Source organism: Massilia sp., assembly GCF_032106685.1.
GTDB lineage: Bacteria > Pseudomonadota > Gammaproteobacteria > Burkholderiales > Burkholderiaceae_D > Telluria.
The window spans coordinates 44889-68168 of the sequence record NZ_DAMCPG010000018.1; the positions used below are offsets into that span (position 1 = coordinate 44889).

Sequence of the window (23280 nt, forward strand, 5' to 3'; positions counted from 1 at the left end):
TGAGTTGTCATTCACTCAAGGTGGGTTCGCCATGTTCAATTTCCGTCATCCGAAGCCGGTCGTGGATGGCCGCGCCGTCGCGGTGCAGGTCGTGCAGCAGAAGGCCGCGACGCCGCGGACGCCGGTGCTGGTCGCCGAGCATGCGCCGCCCGCGCCGCTGAAAACACGGGAGGGGGACGGCGGCGAGCTTGCGGGCGAAACTCAGTAGGACTGTTCGCGCTCGCGGCGGCGCAGCAACTGCCAGCCGAGCACCCCGATGGCAAGTCCCGCGCCGACCATCAGCGCGGTGTTGCGCTGCCCGCCAGGCTGGCGCTGGCCGCTGTGGATGCCATCCGCTCCGCCTTGCGGTTCGTAGAGCGCGCCGGTGGTGTCGCTCGTGCGGTCGGCCCGTTTGGCCCAGGCGTCCATGAAGCGGCCCAGCAGCATGGCGGGCAGGGGCGCCGCCAGCTCGCTGATCTTCATCAGGGCCAGCGGCGCGCCGATCACCGTGGTGTCGCGCGGCTGCTCGGCCAGTGCGACGATGGCGTCGGCGACCTTTTCCGGCTCCACCGTGCCGGGCGGGTAGGACAGCTTGGCGCCGGTGTAGTTGGCCGCGTGCCTGAAGCCGGGCGTATCGACGAAGGTCGGGTAGACGTCGCAGATGTGGATCTGGGGATGCTCGCGCAACTCGGCGCGCAGCGCCTCGCTGAAGCCGCGCAGGCCGAACTTGCTGGCGGCGTAGGCGGCTGAGTAGGGCGAAGCGACGAAGCCGCCGAAGGAAATCATGTTGACCCAGATGCCGTGGCCCTGCTCCAGGAAGACCGGCAGCACGGCGTGCGCGTCGTGCATGTGGCCGAGCAGGTTGGCCTCCACCACGCGCCGGTGGTCTTCCAGCGGCACCTCGGGGTACTTGCCGACCACGCCGATGCCGACGTCGCTGAACCACAGGTCGATCTCGCCGAGGATGTCGCGCGCCTCGCGCGCGAAGGCGGCGACGGCATCAGCGTCGGTCACGTCGACAGTGCGCACCTCGGCGCTGCCGCCGGCATCGCGGCATTGGCGCGCGACGTCGTCGAGGCCCTCCTGGCCGCGTGCGCCCAGGACCAGCATGGCGCCGTCCCTGGCGAAAGCGATGGCCGTGGCGGCGCCGATGCCGCTCGATGCGCCGGTGATGACGACGCGGGTGTTTGCTGGATTCATTCTGCTCGCCTTTCTCCGGGTTGTCGTGTGCGGCCGCGTGGGCCGGCATCCCGACGCTTCGGGCGGCGGCGCAGGCGGCGCGCATGGCCAGCCCTTGCCGGCCGGCGCGATGTCATGATGCCTTAATTGCACCATTCCCGGTCGCACGACTCGCAAGAGCGCCGGCGAGGGCGCGCGGCTTTTCCGCGCTTCTTATTCGCTGCCGTCGTCCTGCTGCACCGGCGCGACGCGGATGCCGCGCCGCGCCAGCGCTTCGCGCAGCAGGAAATCGATCTCGGCGTTCACGCTGCGCAGGTCGTTGGCGGCCAGCCGCTGCAACTGCTCCCACAGGGCGGGATCGATGCGTAGCGGGTAGGACTTTTTTCCAGGACTTGCCAATTCGTGTGGCCTCGTTTGTCTCGTTGATCAGTTATACAGGGTGCCGGCGTTGACGATGGGCTGCGTCTCGCGGTCCGAGCACAATACCACCAGCAGGTTGCTGACCATGGACGCCTTGCGTTCCGCGTCCAGTTCGACGATCTCGCGCTCCGCCAGTCCTTTCAGGGCTTCCTCCACCATGCCGACCGCGCCGCGCACGATCTGGGCCCGGGCGCTGATGATCGCCTGCGCCTGCTGGCGGCGCAGCATGACCTGCGCGATCTCGGGCGCGTAGGCCAGGTGGGTCAGCTTGGCGTCCACCGTCTCCACGCCCGCCGCCTCGAAACGGTCGGTGAGTTCGCTCCGAAGCGCCGCCGCCACCTCGGCCGCGCCGCCGCGCAGGGTCAGTTCGCCCGGCGCCAGGTCTTCGCCTTCGTCGTAGGCGTATTGCGCGGCCAGGTGGCGCAGGGCTGCTTCCGCCTGCACGCTCACGTAGCGCTCGAAGCTGTCGACCTCGAACATCGCCTGCGCCGTATCGCGCACCCGCCAGACGACAGCCGCCGCGATCTCGACCGGATTGCCGCGTTTGTCGTTCACCTTCAGCGTCTGGATGTTCAGGTTGCGCGCGCGGACGCTCAAACGGTGCTTGCGGTACAGCGGGAAGGCCCAGCGCAGGCCCTCGCTGCGGTCGGTGCCGACGTAGCGGCCGAACAGGGTCAGCACGGCCGTTTCGTTCGGCTGCAGCATGTACAGGCCGCTGAAGGCGAGGATGCCCAGCACGACCAGCAGGACGCCCGGCAGTACCGCGCCGCCGCGCAGCAGCATGGCGCCGACGGCGATGGCGAGCAGGCCGGCGCCGGCGCCCAAGTAACCGTTCATCGACGAAAGCGGGGTTTCGTGCCGTTTGTTCATGGTCATTGCTGGTCTCCGAAGTGATCTAAAAGTGATATCACTTTAAGATCTAACTTTCTGCTCGTCAAGAAAATAATTGAACAGCCAACGCGGCCCGCCGGCGTCTCCATGCGCTGTGCATATCCCTCGAAAAACGTCATCCATTCCCGGATTTCTGCAGCCTGTCACAAACGGCTGACATTGCTTTTCATCAAAGATACATTAACAAGGAGGAAATAATATCCGTCGATCCGCCCCGGCAGCACGAGGCATCGAATCATCATAACTAGGGAGAAACAACGATGTTATCGATCAAGCAGCTCAACAAGACCTACGCCAACGGCGTCAAGGCCATCAACAATGTCAGCCTCGAGATCCCGAACGGCATGTTCGGGCTGCTCGGGCCGAACGGCGCCGGCAAGTCCTCGCTCATGCGGACCATCGCGACGCTGCAGGACCCCGACAGCGGCAGCATCCATTTCGACGGCCTCGACGTCCTGAAGGACAAGGAAGGGCTGCTGCGCCAGCTCGGCTACCTGCCGCAGGACTTCGGCGTCTACCCGAAGGTCAGCGCGGAGCGCCTGCTGAACCACTTCGCCGTCCTGAAGGGCCTGACCGGCAAGGGCGAGCGCAAGGAAGCGGTCGAGGCGCTGCTGCACCAGACCAACCTGTGGGAGGCGCGCAAGCGCGCCCTCGGCACCTATTCGGGCGGCATGCGCCAGCGCTTCGGCATCGCCCAGGCGCTGCTCGGCGCGCCGCGCCTGGTGATCGTCGACGAGCCGACCGCCGGCCTCGACCCGGACGAGCGCAACCGCTTCCTGAACCTGCTGGCCAAGATCGGCGAGCAGGTGGTCGTCATCCTGTCGACCCACATCGTCGAGGACGTGACCGACCTCTGCCCGCGCATGGCGATGATCGCCAAGGGCACGGTGCTGCTGCAGGGCGAGCCCCAGGCCGCGATCGACACCCTCAAGAACCGCGTCTGGCGCCGCACGATCAGCCAGGAAGCGCTGGCCGAATACCAGGAGCGCTTCAACGTGCTGTCGACCCGCCTGGTGGCCGGGCGCCCGCAGATCAACGTCTACGCCGAGTCGCAGCCGGACGACGGTTTCGTCAGCGTCGAGCCGGACCTGGAAGACGTCTACTTCCTCCAGATCCGCAACGCCGGCCGCCCCGCTCAGACGGCTACCCCGGCCGCATCGGCTGACCACACGCCGGCGATGGCATAAGGGGCGGCCATGCTGAGAGAATTCTTCAAGTTCGAACTCGCCACCCAGTTGCGCCAGCCCCTGCTGTGGGTCTGCGCGCTGCTGTTCGGCGCACTGGCCTTCGGGGCCACCACCACCGACGCGATCCAGGTCGGCGGCGCCATCGGCAACGTCAACCGCAACGCGCCGCTGGTCGTGGCCCAGCTGCTCGGCTCCTTCAGCCTGATATCGATGTTCGTGGTGACCATCTTCATCGCCGGCACCGTGCTGCGCGACAGCGAGGTCGGCATTTCCGACATGCTGTTCGCCACGCCGATGAAGAAGCACGACTACCTGATCGGCCGCTTCGCCGCCGGCCTGGTGGCCTGCCTGTTCATCTTCGCCCTGATCGTCGCCGGCTCGATGCTCGGCCCGCTGATGCCCTGGGTCGATGCCCAGCGCGTCGGCCCCTTCCCGGGCAGCGCCTACCTGTGGTCCCTCGGCGTCATCGTGGTGCCCAACCTGTTCTTCATCGGCGCCGTGCTGATGCTGCTGGCCTCGACCACGCGTTCGATCATGCTGGTCTACGTCGGCGTGCTGGCCTTCTTCGTCCTGTGGATCGTCGCCGGCCGCTTCACCACGAACATCGACAACGAGTGGATCGCCGTCCTGACTGACCCCTTCGGCATCCGCGCGCTGGGCCGCGCCACCCGCTACTTCTCCACCGCCGAGGCGAACGCCGGCCTGCCGGACTTCGCCGGCTACATCCTGGCCAACCGCGTCCTCTGGTCCGGCGTCGCGCTGGCGCTGTTCGGCCTGACCCTGGTCCTGTTCAAGCCGCAGCGCGCCGGCACCGGCAAGCGCCTGTTCGGCAAGGCCAAGGCACTGGCGCCAGTGGCGCCCGTTGCTGCTACGCGTCCGCTGCCGCGCATCGCACCGCGCTTCGGGGCCGCCACGCGCTGGACCCAGTGCTGGCATATCTTCGCCTTCGACGCCACGGCTGTCTTCAAGAGCGTGCCTTTCCTCGTCATGCTGCTCTTCGGCGTGCTGAACATGGTGGGCTCAGCGTCCCAGATGGGCCGGATGTTCGGCACCGATGTCTATCCGATGACCCACCTGATGATGGAACTGCTGAACGGCAGCTTCAACTTCATGCTGATCATCATCGTGACCTTCTATGCCGGCGAACTGATCTTCAAGGAACGCCAGGCCAGGATCGCCGACGTCGTCGATGCGATGCCGACCCCGAACTGGGCGCCGCTGGTGGCCAAGAGCATGGCCCTGGTCGGCGTCGTGCTGGCCTTCATGTTCACCGGCGTCCTGACCGCGATCGCGATCCAGCTGGTCAAGGGCGGCGCGCCGGTCGAGCTGGCGCTCTACGTCAAGGGCATGCTGGTCTCGAGCGTTCCCTTCATCTTCATGGGCCTGATCGCCATCGTCCTGCAGGTGGTCACGAACAACAAGTTCGCCGGCTACGCCCTGATGATCGTCCTCATCGTGTCGCAGGTCGTCGCCGCCGTCATGCACTTCGACCATAACCTGTACAACATCGGCGGCCTGCCGCGCACGCCGTACTCGGACATGAACGGCTACGGCCACTTCATCGCGGGCTGGGCCTGGTTCGCGCTGTACTGGACGCTGTTCACCGTGGGCGCCCTGATCCTGGCGCAGGCGTTCTGGGTGCGCGGCCTGTCGGTCGAGTGGCGTACCCGCGTGCGCACCGCCGGCCAGCGCCTGAAGGGGCCGTCCGGCGCGGCGCTGGCGGCCTGCGGCATTGCATTCGCCGGGGTCGGCGCGTGGATCTTCCATAATACGAACACGCTGGCGCGCTACGAGGCCGGCGACGTGGCGATGGACAAGCAGGCCGAGTACGAAAAGACCTACCGCAAGTACAAGGACCTGCCGCACGCGAAGATCGTCGACGTACGCGCGAACGTGGATATCTATCCGGAACAACGCCGGGTAGCGATCAAGGGCCATTACGTCCTGGAGAACAAGACGAGCCAGCCGCTCGATACCCTGCGCCTGCAGCTCAACCCGGATGTGTCGACCACCCTGTCCGGGCTGCCCGCGCACAAGGTCGAGCTGGACGATAAAAAGTTCGGCTTCACCATCATCAAGCTCGACCAGGCGCTGGCGCCGGGCGAGCGCCTGCCGCTCGACTTCTCGGTCGACGTGCGGCGTCCCGGTTTCACCAACGGGGGAACGGCCGACACCATCAACCTGAACGGGACTTTCTTCAACAACCGCGCGTTCTTCCCGATGATCGGCTACCAGTCCGACGCCGAGCTGAGCGACCGCAACGAGCGCCGCAAGCGCGGCCTGGGCGAACCCGAGCGCATGGCCAAGCTGGAAGACAAGGCGGCGCGCGCCAACACCATGTTCGGCCAGGATGCGGACTGGATCGATTTCGAGACCGTGGTCTCGACCAGCGGCGACCAGACCGCGCTGGCGCCGGGCTACCTGCAGAAGTCGTGGAAGGAAAACGGCCGCAACTACTTCCAGTACAAGATGGACCAGAAGATGATGCCGTTCTTCGCCTACCTGTCGGCCGACTGGCAGGTGAAGAAGGGCGAGTGGAAGGGCATCCCGATCGAGATCTACCACGACAGGAAGCACGCCTACAACGTCGACCGGATGATCGCGGGCACGCAGAAGTCGCTGGACTATTTCACGACCCAGTTCACGCCTTACCAGCACAAGCAGGTGCGCATCCTGGAGTTCCCGAACTACCAGAGCTTCGCCCAGTCCTTCGCCAACACGATCCCGTTCTCGGAGGCGATCGGCTTCATCGCCGACCTGCGCGACAAGGAAGCCATCGACTACGTGTTCTACGTGACGGCCCACGAAATGGCGCACCAGTGGTGGGGCCACCAGGTGACCGCCGCCAACGTGCAGGGCGCGACCATGCTGATCGAATCGCTGTCGCAGTACTCGGCGCTGATGGTGATGGAGAAGGAGTACGGCCGCCAGCAGATGCGCCGCTTCCTGCGCTACGAACTCGATCGCTACCTGAGTTCGCGCGGCGGCGAGCTGATCGAGGAACTGCCGCTGGTGCGCGTGGAGAACCAGGCCTACATCCACTACCGCAAGGGCAGCCTGGTCTTCTATCGCCTGCGCGACGAGATCGGCGAGGAAGCCCTGAACCGCGCGTTGAAGCGCTTCTTGCAGGACAAGGGCTACCAGGAGTCGCCGTTCGCCACCTCGAGCGAACTGGTCGACTACATCCGCGCCGAAGCCCCGCCATCGAAGCAGGCCCTGATCACCGACCTGTTCGAGAAGATCGTCTTCTACGATAACCGCGTGCTCGAAGCGAGCGCGAAGAAGCGCAGCGACGGCCAGTGGGACGTGACGATGAAGCTGCACCTGGCCAAGATGGAAGCCGACGGCAAGGGCAAGGAAACGCCCCGCGCCTACGACGAGCCGGTGGAAGTCGGCGTCTTCGCCCGCGCCAAGGGCGCCAAGGAAGCGGACGAGAAGGTGCTGCTGCTGGAGAAGCGGGCGTTGTCCGCCGCCAACCCGGTGCTGACCGTGACGGTCAAGGAGCAGCCGTTCGAGGTCGGCGTCGATCCTTACAACAAGATGATCGACCGGGTCTCGCGCGACAACCGCAAGGAGGTCAGCATCGAGTAAGAGGACGGAAGAGGGGGCAGGGTGGACGGCGATTGCTGACCCTAAGGTCAGCAATCGTGCGCGTTGTTAATATGACATTGGCGATAATAAAAGTGTTGTCGCGCCAGACAGAGTCTGGCGGACATTTATGAATAACACTTTTTATTGGAGTAACGATGTCCAACCCAGCCACGCGCGCCGTCCGCCCCTCCCTGAACAAGATCGTCGTCAATGCCGTCAAGGGCGCCATCCTGCTGGGCGCCGCCATGGCCGGCATCGCCCAGGCCCAGCAATCGCCGGCCCTCGACCGCGTCAGTATTTCCGCCGGCGCCTTCTATGCCAAACCCGAGATCCACCTCGGCGGCGACACCCGCTACGGCCGCGTCGACACGCCCGACGAAAAGATCGGCCACGAGACCCTGCCGCGCGCCAAGGCCGAGCTGCTGTTCGGCGACAGCCACGGCCTGTCCTTCGACTATTTCCGCTTCAGCAAAGGCTACGGCGCCACGCTCGACGGCGACACCGTGTACGAAGGCCGTCCGGTAAGCGGCAGCATCGACGCCGATGCCAAGCTGCGCCTGGAGATGGCGCGCCTGGCCTACAAGCTGTGGTTCGGCAAGGAAAAGAGCGTGTTCGGCGTGGGCCTGGGCGCGGCCTACCTGCGCGCCAAGATTTCCGGTTCGGCCGATGCGCGGCTGAGCGCATCGAACCCGCCCGAGACCTATACCTGGAGCGGCAGCGGCTCGTCCAGCGACGGCGTCTGGGCGCCGACGGTCGAACTGGCCTGGCGCCATGCCCTGAACGACAAGGTGCGCCTGTACGCCGAAGCCGGCGGTGTCAAGAAGAACGGCGGCACGGTCGAGGGCCACGTCTACAACGGCGCCGCCGGCGTCGAATGGCTGGCGGCCCGCAACGTCGCGCTGGTGCTCGACTACGGCATCCAGAAGATCGACCTGCACCGCAACGGCGAGCGCACCGCCGATCTCGACCTGAAGCTGACCGGCCCGTCGGCCTTCGTCAAGGTCCGCTTCTGATCCGGACGCCGACCAGGTCGAGGCAGGCCCTGGCTTGACGCCGGCAGGCTAGCTGACGTCGGCGGGCACCGCCTCGACCGGTTCGTCGCGCCGCGCCCACTTCTGCGCCAGCACCGCGCACACCATCAGCTGGATCTGGTGGAACAGCATCACCGGCAGGATGATCATGCCCAGCGCCGATGGCGCGAACAGCACCTTGGCCATCGGCACGCCGGTGGCCAGGCTCTTCTTCGAGCCGCAGAACACGATCGTGATCTCGTCCTCTTTCGAGAAGCCCAGGCGGCGGCTGGTCCAGGTGGCCAGGCCCAGGGCAATGGCCAGCATCAGGCAGCTCACGCCGATCAGCGCGAACAGGGTCCAGCCCGAGATGTGCTGCCACAGGCCCTCGGTCACCGATTCCGAGAACGCCGTATAGACCACCAGCAGGATCGAGCCCTGGTCGACGTAGCGCAGCATCGGTTTGTGGCGGTCGATGAAGGCGCCGATCCAGGGGCGCAGCAGCTGGCCGGCGAGGAAGGGCAGCAGCAGTTGTTCGACGATGCTCAGCACCTGCGACCAGCCCGAGCCGGCGCCGGCCGCGCTGCCGCCGCTGACGATCAGCGCACTGACCAGCATCGGCGTCAGGAAGATGCCGAGGAAGTTCGAAGCCGAGGCGCTGCAGACGGCCGCCGCCACGTTCCCGCGCGCCATGGCGGTAAAGGCGATCGAGGATTGCACGGTCGAGGGCAGCACGCACAGGAACAGGATGCCGAGATACAGGTCCGGCGTGAGCAGGCCCAGGGCCAGCGGCTTCATGGCCAGGCCCATCAGCGGGAACATGACGAAGGTCGAGGCCAGCACCACCAGGTGCAGGCGCCAGTGCATCAGGCCGACGACGATGGCTTCGCGCGAGAGCTTGGCGCCGTGCAGGAAGAACAGCAGGCCGATGGCGACCGTGGTGACGTCGCCCAGCGCGACGGCCACCTGGCCGCTGGCGGGCAGGAAGCTCGCCAGCACGACCATGCCGAGCAGCGCCACGGTATAGGCGTCGAGCGCGAGCTTGTGCGCAATGTTGGAGAGGAGGGTAGTGAAGCGTCCCATGTCGTCCCTTCGAAATGCAGGCCCGGCGGGCAATCCTCCATTCTAGCCAGAATGCACGAGTTGCGGGGCACGGAGCACGCTTCATGCAGCCTGTATGGACGCCAAAAAACCATGTTGGGCCTGCGACAACCGGCTATACTCCCCGCTTGTTTTTACTCATCCGGGGTCCTACCTTGTTCAAATCCATCGTCCTGCGGGCCGTAGTTATGCCTGCTATTTTGTTGGGCGTCGCGGCCAATGCCGTCGCCGACGAAGGCCAGTGGCAACCGCACCAGCTGCCGCAGCTGAAATCCGAACTGAAACGCATCGGCATCACGATGCCGGCCGAGAAGCTGGCCGACCTGTCGAAGCATCCGATGAGCGCGATCGTCTCGCTGGGCGGCTGCTCGGCCTCCTTCGTCTCGCCGGACGGCCTGGTGGTCACCAACCACCACTGCGCCTACGGCGCCATCCAGCGCAATTCGACCGCGGAAAAGAACTACATCGTCGACGGCTTCCTGGCCAAGACCCGCGCCGAGGAACTGCCGGGCGGCCCGAACACCCTGGTGTACGTGACCGAGAAGGTCGAGAACGTGACAAGCGGCGTGCTGAACGGCCTGGGCGCCGGCATGAGCGGCCGCGAGCGCAGCGAGGCGATCTCGGCGCGCGTCAAGGCCCTGATCGCCGAATGCGAGAGCGACAAGGCCTACCGCTGCTCGGTGCCGGCCTTCCACCGCGGTCTCGAGTACTACCGCATCAAGCAGCTGATGATCCGCGACGTGCGCCTGGTGCACGCGCCGTCGGACAAGATCGGCAACTTCGGCGGCGACATCGACAACTACGAGTGGCCGCGCCAGACCGGCGACTACAGCTTCCTGCGTGCCTACGTCGGCCCCGACGGCCGTCCGGCCGACCCGTCGCCGAACAACGTGCCCTACAAGTCGAAGGACTTCCTGGTCGTATCCGCCGAAGGCCTGAAGAACGGCGACCCGATCCTGCTGGCCGGCTACCCGGGCCGCACCAGCCGCTACAAGCTGCCGTCGGAAATCCGTTTCGCGCGCGAGGTCGACTACCCGGCCAAGGTCGCGACCATCACCGCCGACCTGGACGTGATCGCCGCCGCTACCAAAGGTAACGCCGCCTGGGACGTGCGCTACGCCAGCGTCGCCAAGAGCCTGAACAACGTGCTGAAGAAGACCCAGGGCCTGCTGGACGGCTTCGCGCGCAAGGACATCGCCGCCATCAAGGACGTGCAGGACGCCGAATTCCGCGCCTGGTACGGCAAGAACGGCAGCGCGGGCAAGGGCAACCTGCTGGCCGACCTGGACGCCGTGATCGCATCGGACATCGCGCTGTCGCGCGAGGAAGCAGCCTATTCGGAAGCCACCCACAGCGACCTGCTCAAGAGCGCGCGCACCCTGTACCGCCTGGCCCAGGAACGCCAGAAGCCGGACGCCCAGCGCGACGCCGGCTACCAGGAACGCGACCTGTCCTTCATCAAGGCGCGCCTGACCCGCCTCGAGCAGTCCTTCGTGCCCGCCGTCGACCAGGCCCGCTGGGCCGCCGCGCTCGGCCGTTACGCCAAGCTCGATGCGAAGCTGCGCCCGCAGGGCCTGGACGCCCTGGCGCCGAACGCCGCCAATCTGGACGCCTACTACAAGGGCACCGAGCTGGCCGACACCGCCAAGCGCCTGGCCTGGATGAACGCCGACGTCGACGCCTTCCGCAAGTCGAACGACCCCTTCATCCAGCTCGCCGTGCGCCTGAATGAGGTCGCCGACGCGCTCGAGAACCGCCGCAAGGACATCGACGGCAACCTGGACCGCACCATCCCGCAGTACATGAGCGCCGTCATCGCCTGGAAGAAGTCGCAGGGCAAGCCGGTCTACCCGGACGCGAACTCGACCCTGCGCGTGACCTACGGCACCGTGTCGCCGTACGCGCCGCGCGACGGCCTGGTCAAGGGTCCGTTCACGACCGTCGAGGGGATCCTCGAGAAGGAAACCGACAAGGACCCGTTCCTGGTGCCCGCAACGCTGAAGAAAGCGGTGCTGGAGAAGCGCTATGGCGTGTTCAAGGATCCGGTGCTGGGCACCGTGCCGGTCAACTTCCTGTCGAGCGCCGACACCACCGGCGGCAACTCGGGTTCGGCGGTGATGAACAAGCGCGGCGAACTGGTCGGCCTGAACTTCGACTCGACCTACGAGTCGATCACCAAGGACTGGTACTTCGACACCGCGATCACGCGCGCGATCCACGTCGACATCCGCTACATGCTGTGGGTGATGAAGGAAGTCGACGGCGCCGACAACCTGCTGAAGGAAATGACGATCAAGTACCCGAAACAGTAATCCGTTCGGATCGATCGAAGAACCGCGGCCGGAGCGATCCGGCCGCGGTTTTTTTATTGGCGCCGAAATGCGCCCTGCGCTATCGTCGGACCCGTAGGGTGGACGGCTCCGCCGTCCACGCGGTGATCGTTATCGGCGCCGGCGTCGTGCCCGGCGCTCTCGCCGCCAACGATCGACGCGTGGACGGGAAACCCGTCCACCCTACGGGTCAACGGGGAACTTGATCTCGAACCGCGTTTCGCCTTGCCCGGTCGAGGCCAGTGAATACGCGAACCCGTGCCGCAGCAAGACCTCGCGCACGAACATCAGGCCGATCCCCTGGCCGCCCTGCTTGGTGCTGAAAAAGGGCGTGAACAGCCGGCGCGGCGGCACCTCGCCGAGCAGGTCGGCCGAGTCGAGCACCGCCAGCACGGCCTCGCCGCCCTCGGCTTCCAGCGACAACGCCACATAACCGCCGTCCACACCCGCCGCCTGGCGCGCCGCCACCGCCTCGATCGCATTCTTGACGATGTTGAGGAGCGCGCCTTCCATCAGTTGCGCGTCGAGCGCCACGGGGGCTACCTGATCGCAGCGGCGCCAGCCGAGCCGGATGCCGCGGCTCGCGCAGTGCTCGCGGTTGAGCCAGAGGATGTCGTCGACCATGTCCTTCAGCTCGACCCGGCGCGGCTCCGGCGCCGGCATCTTGACCACGCGCGTGAAGCGGTCGATGAATTCGCCCAGGCTGACGTTGCGCCGCTTGACGGCATCGATCGCGGTCGCGAAGTCGGCGCCGTCCTGGGCCGCCAGCTGGCCGCGGTAGAACAGCAGCGAATCGAGCACCGAGCGGGTCGCCGCCACCGTGTTGTTGACCTCGTGGGCCAGCACCCGCACCAGCCGGGCGTAGGTGGCGCGTTCGGAATCCTCGAGCTCGGCGGTGAGTTCTTCCACCATCAGGAAGTGGCGCGCGAAGCCGCGGTCGTAGAACTGGCCGCGCTGGGCGCGGTAGCGGCGGTTGGCGGTGTCGGTCAACAGGCGGCTCTCGCCCTGGGGCAGGGCGTCGAGCTGGGCGATCAGGTCCAGGCTGCGTTCGCGCGCGCGCGCGTCCAGGCCGGATGCCAGCGGCGCCGCGCCGGCCAGCCAGGCGGCGAGCGGCCGGCCCTGGGGCTGTTCGATGCCGAGCAGGGCCAGGGCGCTGGCGTTGACCAGGCTGACCGCGCCGTCGAAATCGAAGACCAGCACCGCGCTCGGCGTGGCTTCCAGCAGGCGGTCGAGGAAGCCCTGCTGCTCGCCGGCGGCCAGGCGCTCGCGGTGCAGGGCGGCCAGCATGGTATTGAACATGGCGACCAGCTCCTCGAGCTCGCGCGACGCGGGCGCCGCCAGGCGGTTGGCGTAGTGCTGGTCCTGCAGCAGGTCGTGGAAGCGGCGCGTGTAGCCGAGCGGTTCCAGCGCCTGGCGCAGCAGGACGAAACCGAGCGCAAGACTGGCCAGCAAAAGCGCCTCGACGGCCACGAACAGCAACGCCTGTTCGATCAGGAGCAGGGCGGCGGCGGCGAACAGCAGCAGGTGCAGGACGACCAGATACACGCCCAGGCGCAGGCGCAGCTTCATTCGGCCTCGCCGCCGCCCGGTTCGGCCAGGCCATGGCGTTCCAGGCGGCGGTACAGGGCGCTGCGCGACAAGCCCAGGCTCCTCGCCACGCGCGTGATGTTGCCGCCGTGCTGGTCGAGCGCCTGCGCGATCATGCGCCGTTCGACCTGTTCCAGCGTCATGCCGTCCACGCCCAGGCGCGTGCCGCCGCCTGTTCCCGTGTCGTCGTCCTGGCCGGCGGCGAAGTCGGCCTGGGTCAACTGGGACTTGCCGGCCAACAGCAGGGTGCGCTCGAGCGTCTGCTTCAGCTGGCGGATGTTGCCCGGCCAGGGCTGGGCAGACAGCCATTCCAGCGCGCCGCTGTTCAAGCCGACCTCGCCCAGGCCGTAGCTGTCGGCCACCGTGGCGGCGATGTGGCGCGCCAGCAGCGGGATGTCGCTGCGCCGTTCGCGCAGCGGCGGCAGGCGGATCGTGATCAGGTTCAGGCGGTAGAACAGGTCTTCGCGGAACTCGCCGCCGGCCACCAGTTCGGCCAGCTCGCGGTTGGTGGCGGACACCACGCGGATGTCGGCCTGCTCGCTGCGGCTGGCGCCCACCGGTTGGTAGCGCCCGTCCTGCAGGACGCGCAGCAATTTGACCTGGTCGCCGCGGTTCAGCTCCCCGATCTCGTCGAGGAACAGGGTGCCGCCCTCGGCGCTGGCGACGTGGCCCTTGCGATCGCTGCGCGCGTCGGTGAAGGCGCCGCGCACGTGGCCGAACATCTCGCTCTCGAACAGGGTCGGCGTGATCGCGCCCATGTTGATCTTGACGATGGGGCAGGCCGCGCGCGGGCTGTTGCGGTGGATGGCGTCGGCCACCAGCTCCTTGCCGGTGCCACTTTCGCCGAGGATCAGTACCGGCGCGCGCGTGCGCGCCACCTGGCCGATGGTGGCCAGCACCCGCAGCAGCTTCGGATGCTCGCCGACGATGCCGGCGAAGTCGAACTGGCTGTCGAGCGCCTTGCGGGTCGGGCCGCCGCCTGGCGCGCCGGCCAGCTCCAGCGTGGCGCGCACCAGTTCGACCAGCTGGGCGTTGTCCCAGGGCTTGGTGAAGAAGTTGGCGGCGCCGGCCTTGATGCCGGCAACCGCCAGCGCGATCGAACCCCATGCTGTCATCAGGAGCACCGGCAGGGCCGGATGCCGCTCGCGGACCTGCGCCAGCAGCGCCAGCCCTTCGGCGCCGCTGGTCTGCAGCGAGAAGTTCATGTCCTGCAGGACCAGGTCGAAGGGTTCGCGCGCCAGCATGGCCAATGCCTGTGCGGGCCCGTCGCAACAGGCGGCGTCGAAACCGGACTGCTTGAGCAGCAGGGCCAGCGAAACCTGGACCGCGCCGTCGTCGTCGACGACCAGGATGCGCGGGGTGCGTGATGCTTCCATCGTGGATGTGTCTCTTTTCTTCTATTCGTAATGCAGCGCTTCGGTCGGCTGGAGGCGGCTGGCGCGCCAGCCCGGGTACAGGGCGCACAGCAAGGATAGCAGATAGATCGTGGCCATCGACAGGGCCGCCGCCAGCGCGAAGACGGTCCAGTTCAGGCTTGCGCCGAGCACGCCGGTGAGCGGCAACTGCACCAGCAGGGCCAGGCCGAGGACGATCGCGATCGAACTCAACATGAACTGTTCGGCCACGATCTGGCGGTAGATCTGGCCGGCGCTGGCGCCGATCGCGCGCCGCAGGCCGATTTCGGGAATGCGCGCCGTGGTGTTCTGCCACAGGGCGCCGAACAGGCCGAAGGCGACCATCAGCAGCATGAAGGCGGCGATCACGCCGACCACGGCCAGCGGCGTGGCCTGGGTCCGCAGCATGGTCTTGCGCGCGGTGGAGAGCGGCGCGATCTGGTAGGTCCAGTCGTTGCGGATCAGTTTCAGGCGCCGGTTCAGGCGCGTCTCGAAGTCGCGCCCGGTGCCGGGCTTCACCTTCAGCAGGATGGTGCGCAGGTCGCTCTCGCTCCTGCCGGCTTCGAAGCGGATGAAGGCGAAATTCACGGGCGCATCCAGTTCGCCCTTGGCGCGGAATGCATCGACCACGCCGACCACGCGGTAGCTTGTTGCCGGCTTGCCGCCTTCGCCGTCGATGAACTGCTGGCCGAGCGCGCGCTCGCCCGGGAACATGGCCTCGGCCATGCGGCGGTTGATCACCACCGGGCGCGCCGCGCTGCCGTTGTCGACCTCCGAGAACCAGCGCCCCTCGCTCAACGCCAGGCCAAGCACCTGCGCCAGGCCGTCGTCGGCGGCGATCAGCGCCGTATCCACGTCGCCTGCCTTGCCGTCGCGCCTGAAGTCGGAGGTATAGGTCGACATCGAATACGGCTCGAAGCTGGCGAAGCCGACCGCGCTCACTTCCGGCAGCTCGCGCAGGCCGCGCCGCAAGCCGTCGTAGACGGCGGCGTCGAAGCGCCCCTTGCCGTTGTCGCCGGCCTGGATCGTCACCGACCAGACGTCGCGGCTCTCGAAGCCGAGCGGCATGCGGTACAGCTGCCAGTAGCGCACCCCGAAGGCGGCCACCGCGAACACGACGGCGAAGGCGATCAGGATCTCGAGGCTGAGCATCAGGTTCCTGGACTTGCGCTTCCAGGTCAGTTTCAACAAATGGCGGAACATCAGGCGGCTCCCTTCAGGGCGTGGACGGGATCGAGGCGCGACATCTTCCAGGCGGGCAGCACGCCGGAGACGAGGCCGAAGACGGTGGCGATCAGCATGCCCCAGCCGAACACGGCCAGGTTCAGGTCGACCTTCAGGTAGGAGATCAGCTGCGCGCTCTCCAGCCAGGCCAGCACGCCGGCGGTGGCGGCCAGCGCGACCAGGCCGCCGGCCAGGCACAGCAGCACGTTCTCGACCACCAGCTGCACCGCCAGCTGGGTGCTGGTGGCGCCGAAGGCCTTGCGCACGCCGATCTCGGCGCGGCGTTCCATGATGCGGCCGGTGTTCAGGTTGACCAGGTTCAGGGCCGGCAGCAGCATGAAGACCAGCATCGCGGTCGCGATCATGGCCAGCAGCTTGCCGGCGCCGGAGTCGGGCACCTCGTCGCTGCCGACCGTCAGGCGCGCGAACAGGTCGAGCTTGCTGTCGGCCCAGAAGCGGATCCTCGTCCATTCCTTCGGGTCGTCGTGCACCACGCCTTGCGCGATCTGCTCGACCTGGCGCCGTATGCGCGGCAGGTCGGCCGCGCGCTCGGCCAGGATCAGCGCGACGAACATGCCGGTCAGCTCGTTGCGGTAGTCGGAAGAGGCGAAGGTGCTGATCGGCGCCCAGATGTCGGCATAGGCGTTCAGGTGCATCGCGTCCTCGACCACGCCGACGACCTCGAAGTGCTGGCCGCCGACGTCGATGCGCTGGCCGATGGCGGCCGCCGGCGCGCCCGGGAACAGGCGGCGCGCCGTGCTGGCGTTGAGCACCGCGATCATGCGGCCCGCGGCATCGTCGGCGGCAGTCGGCAGGCGGCCCGCCAGCAGGCGGAAGTCGAGCACCTTCCAGTAGTCGGCGTCGGCGCGGCGCATCTGCAGCTCGCTCACGCGATCGCCCTGGTAGACCGAGACTCCGCCGGGCAGGGTGACGGCGGCGACGCGCTCGACCCCGGGCATGGGTTTCAGGTATTTGTCGATCAGCTTGTAGCCGAGCGGCGTATTGCTGCGGCGCCCGGCCTCCGGGTTATCCATGCGCATCATGAACACCTGCAGGAAGCGGTCGCTCCTGCCCTCGACGCCGGACGGGCGGAAGGCGGTTTCCAGCAGCGAGGCGATCACCATCAGCACCACCAGGGTGAGCACGATGCACAGCAGGTTGATCGCCGTGAACAGCTTGCGGCGCATGAAGACCTTCCACGCGGTGAGAAGATAGTTGCGGAGCATGGCCTCTCCTTATGCGACCAGCTGGCCGTCGAACACGCGCACGATGCGGCTGGTGCGGCGCGCCTCCTGCTCGTCGTGGGTGACCATGACCACTGTCGTGCCATCAAGGTTCAGCTTGAGCAGGATGTCCATCACCTCGGCGCCCATCTTGCTGTCGAGGTTACCGGTCGGCTCGTCGGCCAGCAGCACCTGCGGCCGGCCGACGATCGCGCGCGCGATCGCCACGCGCTGCTGCTGGCCGCCCGAGAGCTGGTTCGGGAAGTGGTCCATGCGCGCGCCCAGGCCGACCTTTTCCAGGGCTTCCTGCGCCAGGCGGCGCCGCTCGCCGGCCGCCATGCTGCGGTAGAGCAGGGGCAGCTCGACGTTGTCGATCACGCGCAGGTCGGGAATCAGGTGGAAGCTCTGGAAGATGAAGCCGAAGGTCGCGTTGCGCAGTTGCGCCAGCTGCTTGTCGCGGTAGCGCGTGATCGGCATGCCTTCGACCTCGATGCTGCCCTGGCCGGGCCGGTCGAGCAGGCCGATGAGATTGAGCAGCGTGCTCTTGCCGCAGCCGCTGGGGCCCATCATGGCGACGAATTCGCCCTTCGCGACGTGCAGGTCGATGTCCTTCACGGCCAGCGTTTCCACCTTGTCGGTGCGGTAGGTCTTGCTGACCTTGTTCAGTCTGATCATGCTTGTCTCTTTCTTGTCGTTAGTTGGTGATGCGGATGCTGTCCAAGTCCTTGAATGCACGGGTATTCGAGACGATGAAGCGCTCGCCCGGGCGCGCGCCCGATACCACCTCGACCAGCTTGCCGTCGCTGCCGCCCAGCTGCAGGGTGGTCTTGCGCGCGACGCCGTCCTGCACGGCGAAGGCGTCCTGACGCCCGCTGCCGTTGAAGGCTTCGCCGCCGTCCAGCACCAGCACGCCGTTCTTCTGGTCGGTGACGATGTTGACGTCGACCCGCATCTTGTTGCGCAGCAGTGGGTGGTGGGGCTGATCCAGGTCGACCAGCAGCTTGACGGTGCCGTTCTGGATCTCGGGCAGGATGGTGTGCACGCGCCCGGCAAGGCGCTCGCCGTTCTGCTCGACGCGCACGATCTGGCCCGGCGCCAGCAGGCGCGCGTGGAAATCCGACAGGGTCGCCTCGACGCGGTAGTTGTTCAGTTCCGACACGCGCGCCAGCAACTGGCCGGCGGCGACGCTGGCGCCTTCCTCCTGCACCAGCGACGTGAGCATGCCGGCAAAGGGCGCGGCGACCTTCGCCTGGGCCAGCAGGCGCTCCTGCTGGGCGATCTGCTTCTGCAGGATGTTCTTCTGCAGGTTGGCGGCGTCGACGCTGCCGGCGGTGGCGCGGCGGCTGTCGGCGATCTGCTCGCGCTGCTGGCGCAGCTGGATCTCGGTGCGCTTCACGTTCAGCTCCCCCGCCAGCAGGTCTTCGCCGGACACCAGGCCGCTCTGGCGCAGTTTCAGGTTGCGCTCGTGCCGCGCGCGCGCCGACAGCAGGTCGAGTTCGAGCAGCTCAATGCTGCTGGCGAGCTGCTTGTGCTTCTGTTCCAGTTCCACCTTCAGCGCCGCGATGCGGTTCTCCTGCTGCGCCAGCTGCTCCTGCAGGGCGTCGAGCGCCAGGCGGATCTCGCGGTCGTCCAATTCCAGCAGCAGCTCGCCGGCCTTTACCTGCTGGCCCGGCCTGGCGTGGACCCGCGCAATGCGGCTGACGGCCGGGCTGGCCACGACTTCCTCGTGCACGGGGATGACGACGCCGGCGGCGTTGACGGTGTTGGCGACGTCGCCGCGGCGCACGGTCGAGACGACGATGTCGGCGGCGTCGAGGCTGGGCCGCAGCACGCGGTTGACGCCCCAGCAGGCGGCGGCGATGCCGGCGCACAGGAGAATGCCTGCGGCGATGCGGATGCGCTTGCGGCGACGGAGGAAAGCGGGATCGAGAGCCTGGTCCATGATGCGTTCGTGGTTGTTCCTGTTCTCTTCATTGCAAGCCTCGTGCCAGCACGTTTTGCCCTGCGCAGCGGGGGTTTCGAAGCCTGGAGCTGCCCGGCCGCGAACAGGGGTGTCCGGAACCGGACGGTTCGGCTTGCGCAATCGGTCGCCAGCTCGCATAATCGCCTGCTGACCTGCCGCCGCCACGCGGTACCGAATTGCAGCAGCCTTGATCCCGTCCGCGCACGGCCCCGCCTTTCCGTCGAATCGCCCGAATGAACGAAACACTCGCCGTCCTCGGTTTCAGCACCACACCCCTCGAACTGATCTCGTTTGCCCTGGCGGTGACGACCGTGCTGCTCAACGTCCGCCAGAACCACTGGGCCTGGCTGTTCTCGATCACGTCTTCCGCCACCTATGCGGTGGTGTTCTTCGACGCGCGCCTGTACGGCGACAGCGGCCTGCAGCTGGTGTTCATCGCGGCCTCGGTATGGGGCTGGTACCAGTGGCTGCACGGTGCGGGAGAGACGCGCCTGGTGGTGACGCGCCTCGGGACCGCCGGCTGGGCCTGGGCCGTGGCGGCGTGGGGACTGGGATTCCTCGTGCTGTCCTGGTTCCTGAAGAACTACACGAACACCGACGTGCCGCACATCGACGGCTTCCTCACCGCCGGCAGCCTGGTCGGCCAGCTCCTGCTGGCGCGGAAAAAAGTCGAGAACTGGCACGTCTGGATCGTGGTCGACGTGCTCTACGTCGGCCTCTACCTGTACAAGGACCTGCACGTGACGGCCGTGCTGTACGCGGTGTTCGTGCTGCTGGCGGCGCGCGGGCTGCGCGCCTGGAGCAATATCGCGCGGGTGGAACGATGAGTGCGGGTTTGATGAGCGCACCCTTGCGCATTGCCGTCCTCGGCGCCGAGTCGAGCGGCAAGTCGACCCTGTGCGAGGCGCTGGCCCGGCGCTACGCTAGCGTCTGGGTGCCGGAATACCTGCGCGAATTCGTCGATACGATGGGGCGGGTGCCGTTCGAGGACGACCAGTTCGGCATCGCGCGCACCCAGCGCGCGCGCGAGGACGCCGCCGTGGCGCAGGCAGGGCGCTACCTGTTCTGCGACACCACGCCGCTGATGACGGCCCTCTACAGCCGCGTCTACTGGGGCCGGGTGGATGCGCAATTGGCGGAACTGGCGCGCAGCCACGATTACGCGCTGACCCTGGTGACCGCCACGGATACCCCATGGACGCCGGACGGGCTGCAGCGCGAGTCGGAGGAGGTGCGCGAGATGGTGCACCGGATGGTGCTGGCCGAGCTGAACGAACGGAAGATCCCGTTCCTGCTGGTGCAGGGAGACCTGCCGCAGCGTATGCGGCAGGTCGAACAAGCGCTGGCGGCGCTCGCTCCGTCCTAGATCAGAAGTCGAACTGCGCCGACACGCGCAAGGTGCGCGGCGCGCCCGGCAGCAGGTAGCCGCCCAGTTGCTGGGTGACGTCGCGCCAGTAGAACTTGTCGAACAGGTTGTCGACGCGGGCGCGCAGGGTCACGGCCGTCGTCCCCATCTTCAGGCCGTAGGACGCGCCCAGGCCGAACACGTGGTAGCCCGGCACATCAACCGTGTTCTCGGGATCGAAGAACTTCTTGCCGGCGTACTGCCACTGGCCGCTGACCTTCAGGCCCGGCACCGCCGGCACCGCATAGTCGGCCCACAGGGTCGTCTTCAGTTCCGGGACGTTGGTGGCGCGCTTGCCGTCGTAGCGGGCGTCGCCCGTGCCTTCCTGCTTCGCGCGCAGCGCCATCAGGGTGGCGCCGTAGGTCAGGTCGCCGCTGCCGCGCTGGGCCGCCAGTTCGAAGCCGCGGTGCTGCTGGTCGCCGTTGCGGACAAAGGTGTCCGCCGCGTTCGTGTACTCCAGGCCGGTCGTGATCTGGAACAGCGCGGCGCTCAAGGCGACGTCGCCGAACTGGCCCTTGGTGCCGAGCTCGAACTGCTTCGAGCGGTTCGGGCCGAGGTCCTCGTTCTCGTTGGTCGTACCCATCTCGGCCACGCCGCCCGACTGCAGGCCGTGGGCGACGGTGCCGTAGAGGTTCCAGTTCGGCGTCAGGCCGTAGACCAGCGACACGCTCGGCAGCACATAACTGGCCTTGCTCGACGTCCAGCCCAGCTCCGGTTCCGGCAACTGGCTGCTGGCGATCTTCGTGTAGCGCAGGCCGGCATGCAGGGTCAGTTCCGGCGTGAGGGTCACGATGTCCTGCACGAACAGCGAACGTTCGCGCTCGGTGAAGCGTTCGCCGACCGGGCCGGTGCGCGGATTGCCCGGGGCCGGATCGACGACCAGGTTGTTGTAGATGTTGCTGTAGCCGGCGTAGTCGTAGACGTAGTCGCCGTAGCTGTTGTGGCGCTCGGCGTAGCCGAGGCCGGCGGTGAGCACGTGGCGCAGGCCGCCCAGCGCGAAGCGGCCCTGGACCTGAGCCTGGACGCCGAACGGGGTCTTGCGCTCGCCGGTGCTCTGGTAGTCGTAGACGTCGTAGTCGCCGTTCGAGCAGAAGCCCGGATAGTAGCCGTCGCCCTCGTTGCTGCAGCCGTAGGGGAAGGCGGTGTAGTCGTCGCGCTTGAACCAGTGCTTGTTGGCGGTAACGAGCGCGCGCCAGTCGGCGTTGAGGCGGTAGTCGAAGCGCGCACCAAAATTGGCGCTGTCGGTGTCGACCGGTTTGGTCCAGGGCTGGGCATTGAGCAGGGTCTTGGCCGAGACGCCGCGCGGGAGTTCGACGCCGCGGATCAGCTGGTAGCCCGGCGCGGTGACCTGTTCCTTGTGCTGGAAGTCGGCGTCGAACTGGAGCAGCGCATCGGGACTGATCTGCCAGTCGAAGGCGCCGGAGACGAACTGGCGTTCGCCGTCGGCCCCTTTGATGTAGGAGCGCAGGCGTTCTGCGGCGGCGTTCACGCGGTAGCCGAAGCGCTTGTCTTCGAAGCGGCCACCGAGGTCGACGGCGCCGTACAGGGTGCCGCGCTCGCGTACCTCGACCGTCGCCGAGCGCAGGTCGTTGTTGGTCGGGCGCTTGGTGACGAAGTTCAGGATGCCGCCCGGCGCCGCCAGCCCGGACTGCATGCCGGCCACGCCCTTGAGCAGTTCCAGGCGCTCCTTGTTCTCCAGCGGGATCTGAGTGTCGGCGGGAATGGCGATGCCGTCCTTGCGGTAGCCCGAGTTATTGTTCAGCATGAAGCCGCGCACCGAGAACTGCTCGGCGTAGCCGACCGCGTTGTAGGCATCGCCGACCGAGGCGTCGTAGGCGAGGGCGTCGGTGGCGCTGCGGATAGCCAGGTCCTGCATCCGCTCGCGGCCGAAGGCGCTGACCGAGGCCGGGGTGTCGATGATCGGCATGTCGGCGAAGCCGCCGACGCTGGCGCGGTCGCTGACCGTCCACTTGCTGCCGGAGACGACCACCGAGGGGATGGCCTGCTCGTTTTCCACGGTCTCGCTTGATGCGATGGCGGAACCGGAAGCGGCGAACGCCTGCGCGACGGCGCAGGCGAGGAGGGAATGCTTGAATACAGGTTTCATGGGTTTGCTCGTTTTCGCGCGCCGCGTCGGCGGCGCACTGCTTTCAAAAAAGCCGGAGCCAACGTGGGGGAAGGGCAAACAAGAATGTCGAACTGCGTTGCGCTTTCCTTCGCTGGCATTATCCAGATCAGGTACGAAGGGTATCTCTCACCCGGAACGCGAATTCCAGGACCCCTAGCGAAGGCGCGAGTGTACCACGGGCTTGTCGCGCTGTGGTGGTTCTGTCAATGGATGGGTCGGGACCTGGGTCCACGGGCGCCGATGATCCGTCGGCATGCGACGACGGATGCGGTACGTAGGGTGGGCTCTCGAGCCCACGCGGTCTCACGGCTTGCGCAGACGATAATTCGAGCTGAGCCGAGCTGCTTGGGCAAGCCTGTAGGGTGGACACCTGTGTCTACGCGGTCTCAAAGCTTGACCAAACGCGGCCAGGTTCTCGATGTCGACGCTTGCGCGACGGGCGTTCCGGTTGCGTTGCGGTATGCAAGAGCACGACCGCGTGGGTTCAAGAACCCACCCTACGACATCAAGCTCACGCTTCCGCCGCTTCCCGCAACGGCGCCGCATGCTCGGAGTGCGAGCGCGCATGCAGCAGGTGGCGCTGCAGCGTGGCGCGCGCGGCGTCGCCGATCGTGCGCCAGTATTCGCGGCGCTGGGCGGCGCGCTTGCGGTGCTTGGACGGCATGTCG

The 23280-nt window shown here is 67.1% G+C and carries 18 protein-coding genes and 1 riboswitch; of the genes, 7 read left to right on the plus strand and 11 right to left on the minus strand.

What is annotated here, in order from left to right:
- Window positions 1-31 precede the first annotated feature (31 nt).
- On the plus strand, window positions 32-208 hold the full coding sequence (locus tag RT688_RS12155; protein ID WP_313705139.1) for a hypothetical protein: 177 nt from the start codon (window positions 32-34) through the stop codon (window positions 206-208).
- Here the strand turns inward: RT688_RS12155 and RT688_RS12160 are convergent.
- From RT688_RS12160 to RT688_RS12170, 3 genes are all read right to left on the minus strand, one after another.
- The gene (locus tag RT688_RS12160) at window positions 202-1179 is read right to left on the minus strand and encodes an SDR family oxidoreductase (RefSeq protein WP_313705140.1); all 978 of its coding nucleotides are present in this window, start codon (window positions 1177-1179) and stop codon (window positions 202-204) included. The two genes, RT688_RS12155 and RT688_RS12160, sit on opposite strands and share 7 nt — an antisense overlap.
- Window positions 1180-1371: 192 nt before the next feature.
- The gene (locus tag RT688_RS12165; protein WP_313705141.1) at window positions 1372-1557 is read right to left on the minus strand and encodes a hypothetical protein; all 186 of its coding nucleotides are present in this window, start codon (window positions 1555-1557) and stop codon (window positions 1372-1374) included.
- Window positions 1558-1584: 27 nt separating this feature from the next.
- On the minus strand, window positions 1585-2454 hold the full coding sequence (locus RT688_RS12170) for an SPFH domain-containing protein (protein WP_313705142.1): 870 nt from the start codon (window positions 2452-2454) through the stop codon (window positions 1585-1587).
- Window positions 2455-2729: 275 nt separating this feature from the next.
- Here RT688_RS12170 and RT688_RS12175 point away from each other — a divergent pair, with 275 nt between their 5' ends.
- From RT688_RS12175 to RT688_RS12185, 3 genes are all read left to right on the plus strand, one after another.
- Complete coding sequence (locus tag RT688_RS12175; protein ID WP_313705143.1) at window positions 2730-3656, plus strand: ABC transporter ATP-binding protein; 927 nt, start codon at window positions 2730-2732, stop codon at window positions 3654-3656.
- A 9-nt stretch (window positions 3657-3665) separates the two neighbouring features.
- Window positions 3666-7247, plus strand: a complete 3582-nt coding sequence (locus tag RT688_RS12180) for a M1 family aminopeptidase (RefSeq protein ID WP_313705144.1) — start codon at window positions 3666-3668, stop codon at window positions 7245-7247.
- 155 nt (window positions 7248-7402) lie between these two features.
- On the plus strand, window positions 7403-8260 hold the full coding sequence (locus RT688_RS12185) for a hypothetical protein (RefSeq protein ID WP_313705145.1): 858 nt from the start codon (window positions 7403-7405) through the stop codon (window positions 8258-8260).
- Between the two features lie 48 nt (window positions 8261-8308).
- On the opposite strand, the gene RT688_RS12190 is transcribed toward RT688_RS12185, so the two are convergent.
- Entirely contained in the window at window positions 8309-9340 is a 1032-nt protein-coding gene (locus RT688_RS12190; RefSeq protein ID WP_313705146.1) for a bile acid:sodium symporter family protein, read from the minus strand.
- Between the two features lie 206 nt (window positions 9341-9546).
- Here RT688_RS12190 and RT688_RS12195 point away from each other — a divergent pair, with 206 nt between their 5' ends.
- Complete coding sequence (locus RT688_RS12195; protein ID WP_313705147.1) at window positions 9547-11670, plus strand: S46 family peptidase; 2124 nt, start codon at window positions 9547-9549, stop codon at window positions 11668-11670.
- 201 nt (window positions 11671-11871) lie between these two features.
- On the opposite strand, the gene RT688_RS12200 is transcribed toward RT688_RS12195, so the two are convergent.
- The 6 genes from RT688_RS12200 to RT688_RS12225 are packed head-to-tail and all read right to left on the minus strand — an operon-like array spanning window position 11872 to window position 19058.
- Window positions 11872-13257 carry an ATP-binding protein gene (locus RT688_RS12200; protein ID WP_313705148.1) on the minus strand — a complete coding sequence of 462 codons (1386 nt, stop codon included), beginning with the start codon at window positions 13255-13257 and terminating at the stop codon, window positions 11872-11874.
- The gene (locus RT688_RS12205) at window positions 13254-14651 is read right to left on the minus strand and encodes a sigma-54 dependent transcriptional regulator (RefSeq protein ID WP_313705149.1); all 1398 of its coding nucleotides are present in this window, start codon (window positions 14649-14651) and stop codon (window positions 13254-13256) included. Before RT688_RS12205 ends, RT688_RS12200 begins: the two co-directional genes overlap by 4 nt.
- 21 nt (window positions 14652-14672) lie before the next feature.
- Complete coding sequence (locus tag RT688_RS12210; RefSeq protein WP_313705150.1) at window positions 14673-15872, minus strand: ABC transporter permease; 1200 nt, start codon at window positions 15870-15872, stop codon at window positions 14673-14675.
- Window positions 15872-17119, minus strand: coding sequence for an ABC transporter permease (locus RT688_RS12215; RefSeq protein WP_313705151.1), 1248 nt, complete (start codon window positions 17117-17119; stop codon window positions 15872-15874). Before RT688_RS12215 ends, RT688_RS12210 begins: the two co-directional genes overlap by 1 nt.
- A 9-nt stretch (window positions 17120-17128) precedes the next feature.
- Window positions 17129-17791, minus strand: a complete 663-nt coding sequence (locus tag RT688_RS12220) for an ABC transporter ATP-binding protein (protein WP_313705152.1) — start codon at window positions 17789-17791, stop codon at window positions 17129-17131.
- Between the two features lie 19 nt (window positions 17792-17810).
- Window positions 17811-19058 (minus strand): HlyD family efflux transporter periplasmic adaptor subunit, encoded by a 1248-nt coding sequence (locus RT688_RS12225; RefSeq protein ID WP_313705153.1) that lies wholly within the window; start codon window positions 19056-19058, stop codon window positions 17811-17813.
- Between the two features lie 254 nt (window positions 19059-19312).
- Here RT688_RS12225 and pnuC point away from each other — a divergent pair, with 254 nt between their 5' ends.
- Complete coding sequence (gene pnuC, locus RT688_RS12230; protein ID WP_313705154.1) at window positions 19313-19906, plus strand: nicotinamide riboside transporter PnuC; 594 nt, start codon at window positions 19313-19315, stop codon at window positions 19904-19906.
- 11 nt (window positions 19907-19917) lie between these two features.
- Window positions 19918-20445, plus strand: a complete 528-nt coding sequence (locus tag RT688_RS12235; RefSeq protein WP_409521912.1) for an AAA family ATPase — start codon at window positions 19918-19920, stop codon at window positions 20443-20445.
- Between the two features lies 1 nt (window position 20446).
- Here RT688_RS12235 and RT688_RS12240 read toward each other — a convergent pair whose 3' ends face one another.
- Window positions 20447-22591, minus strand: a complete 2145-nt coding sequence (locus tag RT688_RS12240) for a TonB-dependent siderophore receptor (RefSeq protein ID WP_313705156.1) — start codon at window positions 22589-22591, stop codon at window positions 20447-20449.
- Window positions 22592-22678: 87 nt separating this feature from the next.
- Window positions 22679-22777: riboswitch (TPP riboswitch) on the minus strand.
- Window positions 22778-23280: the final 503 nt, after the last annotated feature.